This window comes from Vibrio vulnificus CMCP6 (assembly GCF_000039765.1).
Classification (GTDB): domain Bacteria; phylum Pseudomonadota; class Gammaproteobacteria; order Enterobacterales; family Vibrionaceae; genus Vibrio; species Vibrio vulnificus_B.
The window spans coordinates 2,594,998-2,607,162 of the sequence record NC_004459.3 but is presented as its reverse complement, the minus strand read 5'-3'; the positions used below and the strand labels follow the sequence as shown (position 1 = coordinate 2,607,162).

13 protein-coding genes are annotated in these 12,165 nt (G+C 44.3%); 5 read left to right on the top strand and 8 right to left on the bottom strand.

What is annotated here, in order from left to right; all coding sequences use genetic code 11:
- Positions 1 to 15: 15 nt before the first annotated feature.
- Positions 16 to 771: a tRNA-uridine aminocarboxypropyltransferase gene (locus VV1_RS12260; RefSeq protein WP_011080419.1), complete on the bottom strand. Its 756-nt coding sequence runs from the start codon at positions 769 to 771 to the stop codon at positions 16 to 18.
- Positions 772 to 888: 117 nt separating this feature from the next.
- Between VV1_RS12260 and VV1_RS12255 the strand changes: the two genes are divergently transcribed.
- Positions 889 to 1,695 (top strand): sterol desaturase family protein, encoded by an 807-nt coding sequence (locus VV1_RS12255; RefSeq protein WP_011080418.1) that lies wholly within the window; start codon positions 889 to 891, stop codon positions 1,693 to 1,695.
- Positions 1,696 to 1,718: 23 nt separating this feature from the next.
- Here VV1_RS12255 and VV1_RS12250 read toward each other — a convergent pair whose 3' ends face one another.
- The gene (locus tag VV1_RS12250) at positions 1,719 to 3,746 is read right to left on the bottom strand and encodes a methyl-accepting chemotaxis protein (RefSeq protein ID WP_011080417.1); all 2,028 of its coding nucleotides are present in this window, start codon (positions 3,744 to 3,746) and stop codon (positions 1,719 to 1,721) included.
- A 105-nt stretch (positions 3,747 to 3,851) separates the two neighbouring features.
- Here VV1_RS12250 and VV1_RS12245 point away from each other — a divergent pair, with 105 nt between their 5' ends.
- A complete protein-coding gene (locus VV1_RS12245; protein WP_043921034.1) occupies positions 3,852 to 4,319 on the top strand; it encodes a C40 family peptidase in 468 nt (155 codons plus the stop codon).
- Positions 4,320 to 4,369: 50 nt separating this feature from the next.
- On the opposite strand, the gene VV1_RS12240 is transcribed toward VV1_RS12245, so the two are convergent.
- The 3 genes from VV1_RS12240 to VV1_RS12230 form a co-directional block, all read right to left on the bottom strand.
- Positions 4,370 to 4,714 carry a DUF3802 family protein gene (locus tag VV1_RS12240; RefSeq protein WP_011080415.1) on the bottom strand — a complete coding sequence of 115 codons (345 nt, stop codon included), beginning with the start codon at positions 4,712 to 4,714 and terminating at the stop codon, positions 4,370 to 4,372.
- 157 nt (positions 4,715 to 4,871) lie between these two features.
- Complete coding sequence (locus VV1_RS12235) at positions 4,872 to 5,834, bottom strand: diguanylate cyclase (protein WP_011080414.1); 963 nt, start codon at positions 5,832 to 5,834, stop codon at positions 4,872 to 4,874.
- Positions 5,831 to 6,796: a response regulator gene (locus VV1_RS12230; RefSeq protein ID WP_011080413.1), complete on the bottom strand. Its 966-nt coding sequence runs from the start codon at positions 6,794 to 6,796 to the stop codon at positions 5,831 to 5,833. Before VV1_RS12230 ends, VV1_RS12235 begins: the two co-directional genes overlap by 4 nt.
- Positions 6,797 to 7,023: 227 nt before the next feature.
- Between VV1_RS12230 and VV1_RS12225 the strand changes: the two genes are divergently transcribed.
- Both VV1_RS12225 and VV1_RS12220 read left to right on the top strand, forming a co-directional pair.
- Positions 7,024 to 7,890: a fructosamine kinase family protein gene (locus tag VV1_RS12225; protein WP_011080412.1), complete on the top strand. Its 867-nt coding sequence runs from the start codon at positions 7,024 to 7,026 to the stop codon at positions 7,888 to 7,890.
- A gap of 233 nt (positions 7,891 to 8,123) precedes the next feature.
- On the top strand, positions 8,124 to 8,327 hold the full coding sequence (locus VV1_RS12220) for a CPXCG motif-containing cysteine-rich protein (RefSeq protein WP_011080411.1): 204 nt from the start codon (positions 8,124 to 8,126) through the stop codon (positions 8,325 to 8,327).
- A 27-nt stretch (positions 8,328 to 8,354) separates the two neighbouring features.
- Here the strand turns inward: VV1_RS12220 and VV1_RS12215 are convergent, their stop codons facing one another.
- A complete protein-coding gene (locus tag VV1_RS12215; RefSeq protein WP_011080410.1) occupies positions 8,355 to 8,975 on the bottom strand; it encodes a riboflavin synthase in 621 nt (206 codons plus the stop codon).
- Between the two features lie 235 nt (positions 8,976 to 9,210).
- On the opposite strand from VV1_RS12215, the gene VV1_RS12210 reads away from it, so the two are divergent.
- A complete protein-coding gene (locus tag VV1_RS12210; RefSeq protein WP_043921033.1) occupies positions 9,211 to 10,581 on the top strand; it encodes an MATE family efflux transporter in 1,371 nt (456 codons plus the stop codon).
- 101 nt (positions 10,582 to 10,682) lie between these two features.
- Here the strand turns inward: VV1_RS12210 and VV1_RS12205 are convergent, their stop codons facing one another.
- Both VV1_RS12205 and VV1_RS12200 read right to left on the bottom strand, forming a co-directional pair.
- Positions 10,683 to 11,306: a TrbC/VirB2 family protein gene (locus VV1_RS12205; protein WP_011080408.1), complete on the bottom strand. Its 624-nt coding sequence runs from the start codon at positions 11,304 to 11,306 to the stop codon at positions 10,683 to 10,685.
- 7 nt (positions 11,307 to 11,313) lie between these two features.
- On the bottom strand, positions 11,314 to 11,886 hold the full coding sequence (locus VV1_RS12200) for a hypothetical protein (protein ID WP_243357159.1): 573 nt from the start codon (positions 11,884 to 11,886) through the stop codon (positions 11,314 to 11,316).
- Positions 11,887 to 12,165 lie beyond the last annotated feature (279 nt).

Here is a 12,165-nt window from a genome sequence, read left to right as displayed (position 1 = left end):
ACCGAATTGCAAAGCTTAGAGTGAACTCTCGCTTTTGTAATGGGTGATGAAATGTTGCAAGGCCGGGCGAGAGACATCACCTTTTCCACGACTTTTGCTGAGCAGATAACTTTCTCTGAATGTTTGAAACCACGCTTGTAGGCAATCTGCGGCCTCTTGCTGCCCAGCTTGCTGCAACACCAATGATGCCACTTCCACTGTCGATAGATGCTGTTCATTCTCTGAGCGGCGCATCAGATATTCCGAGACACGCTCAGGGGAAACAGACAGTACGGGAAGAGACTGTAAAAATTCAGAACGTCGGAAGATTTTTCTCGCTTCACGCCAACTGCCATCGAGAAACACAAACAGCCATTTCACTTTGTCGCCATTCGCTTGGGTTTGCTGACTAACTTTTGCAATATCAATCAGACGTGAAGCATCGTCGACATAGTCTGCGGGAAAGACTATCACTGGTCGATAATTGGCATCATTGAGGAGTGCCAGCATATGGGGATCTGGCTCGGTTCGATTCCATTGATAGACATAGGTTTCTTTTACCGTGTCAGCAATCAGACGCCCAGTATTGCTCGGTTTAAACACTTCGTTGTCCGACACAATCAACATGCAGGCTACATCGGTCTCTATATTTGGTTGGAACTTGCACAGGCAGTGCGTTTCAACCACTTGGCAATAGACACACCGCTTGATGTTGCAGCCACGAGCGTGAAAAGGTTTTGTTGAGATCGACTGACGGTATTGATATAACCGATGAAAAGCGTGAATGCGCATGAAGTGTATCAATTATAGAAATGGGTGCACGATTTTATCGGCAGTTCTCTCACACGACAAGCTCTCACTGGCTTGTCGTGTCCGTCACCCGTATCAATAACCAGGTAGGGAAATTCCATGAACCAAACCGCCATGACCGATCCGTCTCTTATCCGCATGGGATTTTTTGTTGGAACCTTGCTGCTGTGTTTATTGTGGGAGAATAAACGGCCGCGTAAACCATGGACAGTTTCACGCTCGTTTCGCTGGCTGAACAATCTCTCGCTTGTGCTGCTTAATAGTGTTTTAGTTGCGTTACTGCTTCCTATTGTCGCTTTCCAAGCGGCAATCTTGGCCCGGCAGCATCAATTCGGCCTTTTCCATCTGCTCGGTTTGAGCGACATCGTCAATATCCTATTGTCGGTATTGCTGTTGGATTTCATTATCTATTGCCAGCATTTGCTGTTCCATCGCATAAAACCGCTGTGGCGATTACATCGAATGCACCACGCTGATTTGGATATTGATGTCACGACAGGAACTCGTTTTCATCCAATAGAGATCTTGCTCTCTATGGTGATCAAAATAACGTTTGTCAGCTTACTTGGCGTATCACCTCTCGCGGTGGTGGTGTTTGAAATCATCCTCAATGTAAGTGCGATGTTTAACCACAGTAACGCCAAGCTGCCTTTAACCGTTGATCATTGGTTAAGAAAGTGGATCGTGACTCCAGATATGCACAGAGTGCATCACTCCATTGAAGTGAAGGAAACCCATTCCAATTTTGGCTTCTTCCTGTCTATTTGGGACCGCTGTTTCCATACGTATCGTGAACAACCTAAAGCGGGTCATGAAGGCGTTGTTATTGGCATTCCAGAGATTCGCAATCCTAATGAACAACGGCTCGATAAGATGCTCACCCAGCCGTTTAGAAACCATTTCTGAATCCACTAGAGTACGGTGGAACGTCACGCAAGTTGGTAGCTATGCAGCATCTCTTGTTGTTTGGCGGCAATGCTCGATACTTGGTGCGAACTCTCCACCATCGCTTCCAATTGTGTGCGGGTTTGCTCACCTTGATCAGAGATATGGACAATGGCACGAGTCACATCGACGGTTGCTCTCTGCTGCTCTTGAGTGGCATGGGTAATTTGTTCAACTCTCGCTCGGATCTGTTGTACTACCCGTGCGATATCAGAGAATGCAGACCGAACCTCACCGCTTGAAAGCAGCGCTTGTGACATTCCTTTACGCGAATCTTCAACCGCATGGCGACTCTTATCCGCCGCTAACGTCAGTTCACTGATCATTTCGCTAATATTACTGGTTTGCTTTGAAGTATCACTGGCAAGTTTTCGGACTTCATCGGCAACTACGGCAAAGCCTCTGCCCTGCTCGCCCGCTCTCGCAGCTTCAATCGCCGCATTCAGAGCAAGGAGGTTAGTATTGGCTGCAATACCACTGATCATGTCGACCATCTCGCGTATCGCATCTACACGCAGATCAAGCTCACTCATCGCTTCTTCGTTAACATTGAGCGTCAATTGCAGTGATTCCAATCGTGCTAAACTCTCTTCGACCACATCGACACCATGCGTTGTGCTTTGCGCCGCCTCGTTTGCATCATTGCTTGATGCCGACGTCATTTGCGCAATGCTGTCGATGGATGCTTCCAACTGCGCGACGGTAGTCGCAATGGTGGCGAGGGAGTCGTTTTGATTGGCCAAACTTGCACTCGAGTGTTCAGCCGCGTAATGGCTGGTCTCTGCACTTTGATAGAGTGATTCACAATTGTTGGTAACGATACTCAGCGATGATCGTGTCGAGGCGATCACTTGATTAAGTTTCATGCTGATTTCTTTCAGCTCTCTTGGCCCAGCTGACACAATGTCATTTCGGTAGTCGTTATCGGCCATTGCGGACAAACCAGCGAGTGTATTGCGTAAGCCACTGTTGACCCATGCTTGAAAACGAATCCCAGCGATAACAATGACGATAGCAACGACCGCGCTGCCAATCAAAAGCAGTGAGACCAGTCGTTCGATCGTTTGGTGGACAATCTGTTCACTATCGTCGATAAGTGCCATCGAAGAGGTGGAGATGTCATTGAGCAAATTAAGCGTGTTATTGGACAACATGGTCGCTTGTTGGATATCGAACTGCTGAGCTTGTTGGCGCTCTACCCTGGCCATCACTAAAGAAAGTAAGCCATTCGCTCTGAAGCCATCCAGCACGATGTTGTATGGCGCAGTGAGACTTGTAAACTCCATGACATCTGGGTGCCAATCTTTAAAGTCGTCAAACGCTAATTCTATACCGGCGATGCGGTTTTTCATTTCTTGGTACTCTTTCTCTGCACCCGCCAGATCACGTTGCATCAGCAACATCAAGAACGTACTTTCCATTGAACTTGCACCCGCACTAAAGCGGTTAGAGGCATCCTGTGACTCAGGATTGTCGATGGCGAGAAAAGAGCTGATACGTGTCATTTCAGGGCCAATTGAACTTAGCCCATAGCGAAAGGTGGAGATGCTTTTATCAAGATCCTCTTGCTCACTGATCGTCTGCACTTGAGACTCAATGACTCGATAACTCAGTTGTTGAAGGCGACTGGCATTCTCAAGCAAGCTTTTTTTTTCGTCTTTAGTGACAACATGTTCAAATCGCTCACCCATTTCCGTCACTTGAGCGATCAACAAAGCGATGGTGTCGTTAAGCTGTTCAATCCTAGCTCGCGTCGCGTCTAGTTCTGTTGCGCTTTCCAACGTTGAGCTGTAATTGAGTAACTTTATTTGCTCGAGAATACTTTGGGTAAGTTTGGCGTTATTGAGTGCTAAAGGGAGAGCTTGCTCTGATAAGGTGTCAAACTGTACACCGATTTGATTGACACCACGGTAACTCGATGACGACAATGCAACAACAAACAGAAGGAAAGTAATGAATAAACCACTGATCATTTGGATCAGCGACAAAGAGTAGCGTTTATTGAAAGACATAGACAAACCAGTAAATCCATTCACAGAAATCAGTATGTGATTGGGGGTGAGTCTATGAGATGGCTGTGACGCTTACGTGACAAATATAAGACAGCGAGATGACAAGTGGCTCAATTTAACCGATTCATTATCATATCCATTTTTGTGTTGCTAAGTGGTTGTAGCCAAAGCCCGAAAGCGCCAGAGACATCAGCAGCACTTTGGGAACAAAACCGAGAGCTAAAAACGTTTTATGGCGAATGGTATGGCACGCCCTATCAGTTTGGTGGGAATACTAAAGAAGGGATTGATTGCTCTGCTTTTGTACAACAAGCGTTTCTCTACGCCTATCAACGAGCGCTACCAAGAACGACCTTGGCACAGTTTAATGCTTCCCAACCGATACGTTGGGAAGAGAGGCAACAAGGCGATCTACTATTCTTCAAAACAACGAAATCCGATTATCACGTGGGGATCTATCTCAACCACCAGCAGTTCATGCACGCGTCCACTTCAAAAGGGGTCATCATTTCGAGAACGGATAATCCATATTGGGCGAGTAAGTTTTGGCAAATAAGAAGGGTTACAATGTAACCCTTCTTATGAATAGTGCGGACTAAAAACAAATCAGCGAATATTACGGCTTAGTCGTATTTTGCTACAGCGGTATCGAACAGATTTTTTACTAAAGCAATATACTCATCTAAAAAGTTGATCTGTTCATTAGTGGCTTTTTTGAGCCATACCCCTGCCAGAACTTCTCCTAGATCTTCTGCGACTGAATCCGCTTCTTTTAACAGTTTAAAGCGAACGCTAGAATGCAGCTCTGGGTTCTGTTCAAAAATCGCCATGATGTTTGAGGCGATCATGTCTGTCACCACATCTTCAATGGTTTCTGTGCCCGTATCGCCAACGTCAGACGCGAATACATCAAGATTTAAGGCAAGGTGCTCAATAAGAGCTAAGTATCCATCGGTTTCAACAACCACTCTTTTTCTCCGTCTGAATGCTTACTTACTGTGTAAGCTTACATCTTTTTTCTCTCTGTTAATACTAAGCCATGTCGAGAAAATTTCATCCATTTAATCAATTATAATTGCCAGAATTTGACTATATGGCGGACTTTGCACCAAAAGCGAACAAAGATCACTCTTCATGAACGGTCGTTTGGTTCCTGCCCCCTTCTTTTGAGTGATATAACGCACTGTCTGCCGCTTTTAGCCACTCAGTATGAGAGGTGAATTTTGCATCAAATTCACAGACACCCAAACTGATGGTGTAATTAATCGCAAATTTTTCCACGCAAACAATTTCTTGCTCAATACGTTTTCGTAACCGCTCTGAAAAATAACGCGCCTGATCAGCGCTGGTATGAGGCAGCATAACCGTAAACTCTTCGCCACCAAATCGACCACACAGATCACTGTTTCTCGCGGTTTTCTTCAGTAAAGATGCGGTCCTACGTATTACCTCATCACCTGCGTGATGCCCATAGGTATCGTTGACTTTTTTAAAGTGGTCAATATCAAAAATGACCAAAGAGCTCGGCGTGTCCAAAAACTGCATCCGAGAAAACTCTTCTTTGAGCGACTGCTCCCAAAAGGCGCGGTTAAACAGGCCCGTTAAGCCATCGCGACGGCTGATTTCTGATAGATGGTGGTTGGTTTCTTTCAAATGCGTTTTACTGCGTGCAATTTCAGAAACGTCATTAATTTGAATGGCGACATGGCTAACGTCACCACACAGTGAGCGCAATGGTGTAATGACAATATCCTGATACATGTAGGTACTGCCATTGGAAACAGGTGAAAAGTTATGAAACTTGAAAAGATAAGGACGGTTTTCCCAACTCGAGAAAGAGCGAGTTTCCAATATTGCGGCGGTATTGACCTTAGTTTCTAACCAAGTACGAGGTAAATCAGAAAAAAACTCAAAGAGATTCTTACCCAAGATTGTCTGAGACATAACGCCACTATAGGATTGCATGAAGCTGTTCCAAACACAGACGTTGTAAGAGCGGTCAATCACCACCAGTCCAGAGTCCATAGTATCGAGTATCTGCGTCACCCAGTGAAAATCGGCGATATTTAACGTGAGATCAGAGTTCATAGTGACTCCATAATTTCGTAGATAATACCAACGGAAGGTTTATCAATGAGAAATAAAACCTCACATTCGAAATCCAGTGATTCAGCAAAATAGGTGTATTCGACAGTAAAAAGCTCTTGAGACTCTTTTTCGCTGTCTCCTATGGCTGAAAAACTATCGATAATGGCCGGCTGTCGTAACGAAAATTGCTTGTCGAGTTGGCTACCAAGTGAGGTCAAAAAAGACGAAACGAGCAAGTTGGAGACGTTAAGGATGATCTCGTTGTGAGTGGTAAAGTCTTGGTGATAACCCAACTTTTGGCCAATCACATCAATATCGCGTCCCCATAAACAAACCAGCGCCTCGCCATGGATACCACCACCGACAAAACGTTGTGAAACCGCGACGGCACCCTCTCGTTTAATCACGTCCACCATGGTCATATAGAGTTCACCATAGGTCAGCGGACCAACATTCGGTACTGGCAGTTGAATAAACTCGTTAAGGTGATCTGCCATAATGGCGGCCCCTTTGCCAAGTGCAATGTTGGTGAGCTCTTTGAATTTCGAAAATGATGTGAGTTTAGGATCAGCGGAAAGTTCTGGTTTTGAATGTGGGTCGGCGTATTGCAAACCGAATTGGCTAAAGAACGGTTCAATTTCTCTTTTAGAAAACGGTTTAGATACAAACGCGAACGCACCTAACTCAAGACAGCGTTGTTTCGCTTCGGCTTGAACATCTCCTGAAATGACAATGACATCAGTGTGATGTTGGCTGACAGGAAGTGAAGCGAGTAACTCGAATCCATCCATGATTGGCATCGTCAGATCAAGAAACAAAAGATCAATATTTTGTTCCATCATGATCTGCAAAGCTTCGTAGCCATCTCGAGCTTCGATTAGATGAATCGCTCTGTCGCACACAATGGAACGACTGATTGATTTTCTGGCTACTGCCGAATCGTCACAGATTAGGATTTTCATACCACTATTGGAACCAACATCAAAAACTGAATGATACTTGTCGAATAATAAATGCTCTAGTGCCGAAGCCACTAAATTAGCGATGACTAAGCGACTCGATTCACAGTTGTGTTAATTCGCGATTCAAAATAATCACAATGTTTGAAAAGTTTGTCAGTTAACCAAATCCGAAATTGAGTTATGAATTAAACTATTAGATGTGCGGTTATCAAAAAGAGAGGACGACTATGTGGCAGGCCATTTCTCAACAGCTTTCTGAAACCTTAATGTTTTCCTACGATATCGTTGAAAAAGTGCATTTGTCTGGTGGCGACATCAATGAATGCTATATGATCAGCGATGGTGAGCAGCGCTATTTCGTTAAGATCAACTCAAAAGACTTTTTAAGCAAGTTCCAAGTTGAAGCCGAAAACCTGCGTTTGCTTCGCCAAACCGACAGCGTCACCCTACCTGAGTTGGTTTTGATTGGTAATACCAAATCCAACGCATTTATCATCCTTAATTTCCTCCCGACAAAGCCCCTTGAAGATACCGAGAACAGCTATAAATTTGGTCAACAATTGGCTTATCTTCATCTTTGGGGAGAACAGAAAGAGTATGGCTGCGATCAAGACAACTACTTAGGTGCGACTTTGCAACCCAATGCGTGGCATAAGAAGTGGTCTACCTTTTTCTCAGAGCAACGAATAGGCTGGCAATTGCAACTGCTGAAAGAAAAAGGGGTCACATTCGGAGTGATTGATGAGATTGTTGAAGTTGTTGCTCGGCAGTTACTTAACCACAATCCCCGCCCCTCTCTCATTCACGGCGATTTGTGGCATGGTAATGTGGCTTTGTCTGCCTTTGGGCCTATTTGTTATGACCCAGCCTGTTACTGGGGAGACCGCGAATGTGATATTGCGATGACGGAACTTTTTGGTGGATTTAACGCTGAGTTTTATCGTGGCTACGAAGATATTGCACCACTTCCTTTCGGTTATACTCAGCGCAAAGAGATCTACAATCTTTATCATATTCTCAATCACTGTAACCAATTTGGCGGCCACTATTTAGAGCAGGCACAAAAATCGATCGACAAAATCCTTTCCTACTAACGTTGTTTTCAGATGTGCGCCATGCAATTTTCGACGCACATCACTATCAACTCTAAGAAAGCGTTTCAATATTGAGTTAATAGTCAAGTTTCGTACTTAATTCGGCCCAAATAGCAACTTCTCTGCCTACTATGAAAACGAACACCCAAGCTTGGTATGTCGTGGTATAGGAAGCACTAAACCCAAAGCGTAGCTCCCTAAGTTAGACAGGTTAGACGTAAGGAATAAGATGTATGCGTAACTACACTGAGAAGAAATTTGCGTGCCCACACTGCGGCCACAAAATCGGAATTACTCTAGACGCCAGCAATGGCGACCAGGAGTTTTATGATGATTGCCCTGCATGTTGTCATGCCATTCATTTAAACATGATGGTGGATGAACTGCACGACACCATTAATCTCATCGTCGATGCCGACGACGAACAAGTCTTCTAGTTATATTGGCTGGTGGATTGGTGTCGCTTAAGCAACGACACCTTTAGACATAAGTACACGTTCAACCGTGTCAACAATCGCTTGGGTTTGCGGATCAAACTCGATATTCACGCTTTCCCCAACGTTACGCTGACCAAACAGAGTTCGATTTAATGTTTCTGGAATGAGATGCACACTAAAACGCTCTGCTTCGACTTCCCCAATCGTTAACGAGCAACCATCTACGCCTATGTAGCCTTTCGCCAATATGTATTTCATCGCATCATCGTAAGGCAGTTTGAACCAAATGGTGCGGTTATTTGGTGTGTCGATGATTTGATCGATCGTTGCCGTGGTACTGATGTGGCCCGACATTGAGTGACCACCAATTTCATCCCCAAACTTTGCCGCTCTCTCAATGTTGACTCGATCGCCAACACGAAGCGTTCCTAAGTTGGTTAACTTGAGTGTTGCTTGCATTAAATCAAAGCTGACAAGATCATCTGCTATCTTTGTCACCGTCAGACAACATCCATTGTGTGCCACTGAAGCACCAATGGCCAAGCCACTAAGCATCTCACCACATAAGCGAATGGTATGAGTTTGAAATGACTCTTTTGCCTCAATGATAACAACCTCTGCCGTACCTTGTACTATGCCTGTAAACATCTAAGTTACCTTCTTTTCTGTAGCCTGAAATATGAGATTCCATTATTATCACGGTGGAATATGCCTTAAGCGCCAAGCACCGTCGGATTTCCATACTGCCCCCTTAGTTTAGGTTGTGCAACTACTGTTTTTTAGCGCCTCATAAACCACTTTTGTGGTCTTTGCCGATCGAAAACGTCCCAACGTGCCTCGCACGCTTAGCATATTTATCTTTTTCTTAAACATTGGAGTTAACGTGCATCGCTATAAAAAAGAAGCTTCTAATTTGATTAAGCTCGCCACACCAGTTTTGATTGCATCTGTTGCTCAAACCGGTATGGGTTTTGTGGACACCGTGATGGCGGGTGGCGTCAGTGCAACGGACATGGCTGCAGTTTCTGTCGCAGCAAGTATCTGGCTGCCTTCTATTTTGTTTGGTATTGGGCTATTGATGGCACTGGTCCCTGTTGTCGCTCAGCTCAATGGTGCAGGCAAAAGAGAGCAAGTCCCTTTTGAAATTCAACAAGGCGCGGTTATGGCCCTATTGATCAGTATCCCGATCATTGGCGTATTGTTTCAAACTCAGTGGATACTCGGTTACATGAATGTCGATGCGGTAATGGCGACCAAAACCATTGGTTATATACACGCTGTGATGTTTGCCGTACCTGCTTTTCTATTGTTTCAAACACTGCGCAGTTTGACTGATGGTTTGTCTTTAACAAAACCTGCCATGGTGATCGGTTTCATTGGCTTACTATTGAATATTCCACTGAACTGGATGTTCGTTTACGGTAAATTGGGTGCGCCAGCCCTTGGTGGTGTAGGTTGTGGCGTCGCCACAGCCATAGTGTATTGGATCATGTTTTTGTTGCTACTGTTTTATGTGACAACGTCACATAGACTAAGGCAGGTTCAATTGTTTACTACGTTTCATCCACCACAGCTAAATGCGCAAGTTAAGCTATTTAAACTTGGCTTTCCGGTCGCTGCCGCACTTTTCTTCGAGGTGACTCTGTTTGCGGTCGTCGCTTTGTTGGTTGCGCCATTGGGTTCTACTGTCGTTGCAGCACACCAAGTTGCCATTAACTTTTCTTCATTGGTGTTCATGTTACCTATGAGTATTGGCGCAGCAACCAGTATCCGTGTTGGGCATATGCTTGGTGAAAAATCGACAGAAGGCGCTCGCATTGCTTCTCATGTCGGTATCTTAGTTGGTCTTTCAACTGCAGTGTTTACCGCTTTACTGACGGTTATTCTGAGAGAGCAAATCGCTCTCCTCTATACCGATAACCGAGTGGTTATCACCTTAGCGATGCAGTTGTTGATCTTTACCGCTATTTATCAATGTACCGATGCGATACAAGTTATCGCCGCTGGTGCGCTACGTGGTTATAAAGACATGCGAGCGATCTTCAACCGAACATTTATCGCCTATTGGTTACTTGGTCTACCTACTGGTTATGTTCTTGGTCTTACCGATTGGATTGTTGAACCAATGGGGGCACAAGGCTTCTGGATAGGATTCATCGTCGGCTTATCTTCTGCGGCCGCTATGTTGGGGGTTCGTCTACACTGGCTTCACCGCCAAAATGATGAAATCCAGTTGAATTATGAAGCGAGATAATTACTAGCCCTCGCTTTCAGTCGACAAGATTGAATAAACCAACGAAATAAAGCGCGACTTTTCTATTCTATCGCGCTTTTTAATCCCAAGATTTTAGACTCTTAAATGCCACAGTCTTCTGGCCTAATATTATAGTCGTTAATACGTTCTTGGTTTTTGTCCAAATAGAGATAGTTAATACTATAGCCCAGCTCAAAAAGCATTCTTAACTGTTCATTTGAACAGGTAGTGGGTTTGATGTCTACGTCAAAGAATTCATTCAAAACCTCGACATCAATGTCCAGTTTTGAGTGTTCAATCAGCGATAAGTGCAAATTGTACCCTTTGCTCTCATGATTCACCGAGATCTTATCCAGTTGAGTGTATTCGTCCAGCATCATTGGCAAAGTTTTGTTTCTTTCCACCACCGATCTATCGATAGCACGATCTTTTGCGGTAACGTAACTTGCCAAAAAACTAGCACCAAAGAAAACCACAGCCCCAACGATTATTCCAAGCAGTCCGAACCAAACTTTACTTCTCTTTATTAACATAGCCCCCGTACTAAACAGTGCAATATAGCAAGCCACTATTCCTAAGAGCGAAGATAAGTTTGGTAATTTTCCATTTATTGCGGGGAGGTAGATTGCGCTCGTCTGACCGATAACCACTACACAAAATATCAACACAACGACCTTTAGAATAAATGCGCTTTTAGGTGTTTTCTCATTAAATGCTGCATCCATGCTTTCCCTACTCCACTAACAATGACGACTTAGCCACTTGTATTGAGGCCATGATTTGTTTGCCAACCGGTAACCATTGTTCAGACTGCTCTACCGTTGTATTAAACGCGACAAACAAAAGCCTATTGTCTATGGATGTTGCATAAATGATGTTGTGAATTTGAGTATCTATGGCCGGAGTGATCAACTCCATGATGATAAACTCTTGACCGTTTAGGGGACTGACTTCATCTCTGAACCAAGTCGCTGAGGGATACCTATTCTTAAACATATTCGAGATGACACCATGTGCTTCTCTGATTTGATTAGGCGAAAGAACATTTTGAGTATGATTAAACGCAAGAGTCACACCACCTGTCGAATCACTCAACACATCAGTGGGTCGGTTGGAATTTGGAAACTTAATTTCAATCAACTCTTTGGGCATTGTTTGCAACTCTGCTGGCACCTGAATAACCAACTTACCCGCTAATACCTGTTTTGCTTCTAGTTCTTGAGCACCAACTCCAGTGCTCATTGCCAAGATACAAAGCGTAATAAAGCAATATGACACAGCCATTTGCTTGTAATTCCTCACCATGCTAGTCACTTCTCATTCCTTATATCGGTTAACTGCCGGTAATTAACCCTATTTGCGTAGGCATTTCTAATAAAAGCGAAGAAAACACAGTTGCATATGATGCTTTTTAGAAAAAACTTAAATAAGGAATGCACAAACTTGAAATTTGTCTAATATTTGCAACAGCACCCCATTCGTAACAAAGGGCCAGATTTAGGTGGGAAGCTCGGAGCGTCTGAAGTCATTGCCCCAAATGTCAGCCCGGTGAAGTGCTCCCCAATTTGTTCAAACAGGCGCGAC

Excerpts from the sequence above, each read along its gene's own strand:
- VV1_RS12260 (WP_011080419.1), bottom strand. The coding sequence starts at position 771 with ATGCGCATTCACGCTTTTCATCGGTTATATCAATACCGTCAGTCGATC.
- VV1_RS12255 (WP_011080418.1), top strand. The coding sequence starts at position 889 with ATGAACCAAACCGCCATGACCGATCCGTCTCTTATCCGCATGGGATTT.
- VV1_RS12250 (WP_011080417.1), bottom strand. The coding sequence starts at position 3,746 with ATGTCTTTCAATAAACGCTACTCTTTGTCGCTGATCCAAATGATCAGT.
- VV1_RS12235 (WP_011080414.1), bottom strand. The coding sequence starts at position 5,834 with ATGAACTCTGATCTCACGTTAAATATCGCCGATTTTCACTGGGTGACG.
- VV1_RS12230 (WP_011080413.1), bottom strand. The coding sequence starts at position 6,796 with ATGAAAATCCTAATCTGTGACGATTCGGCAGTAGCCAGAAAATCAATC.
- VV1_RS12225 (WP_011080412.1), top strand. The coding sequence starts at position 7,024 with ATGTGGCAGGCCATTTCTCAACAGCTTTCTGAAACCTTAATGTTTTCC.
- VV1_RS12220 (WP_011080411.1), top strand. The coding sequence starts at position 8,124 with ATGCGTAACTACACTGAGAAGAAATTTGCGTGCCCACACTGCGGCCAC.
- VV1_RS12215 (WP_011080410.1), bottom strand. The coding sequence starts at position 8,975 with ATGTTTACAGGCATAGTACAAGGTACGGCAGAGGTTGTTATCATTGAG.
- VV1_RS12205 (WP_011080408.1), bottom strand. The coding sequence starts at position 11,306 with ATGGATGCAGCATTTAATGAGAAAACACCTAAAAGCGCATTTATTCTA.
- VV1_RS12200 (WP_243357159.1), bottom strand. The coding sequence starts at position 11,886 with ATGGTGAGGAATTACAAGCAAATGGCTGTGTCATATTGCTTTATTACG.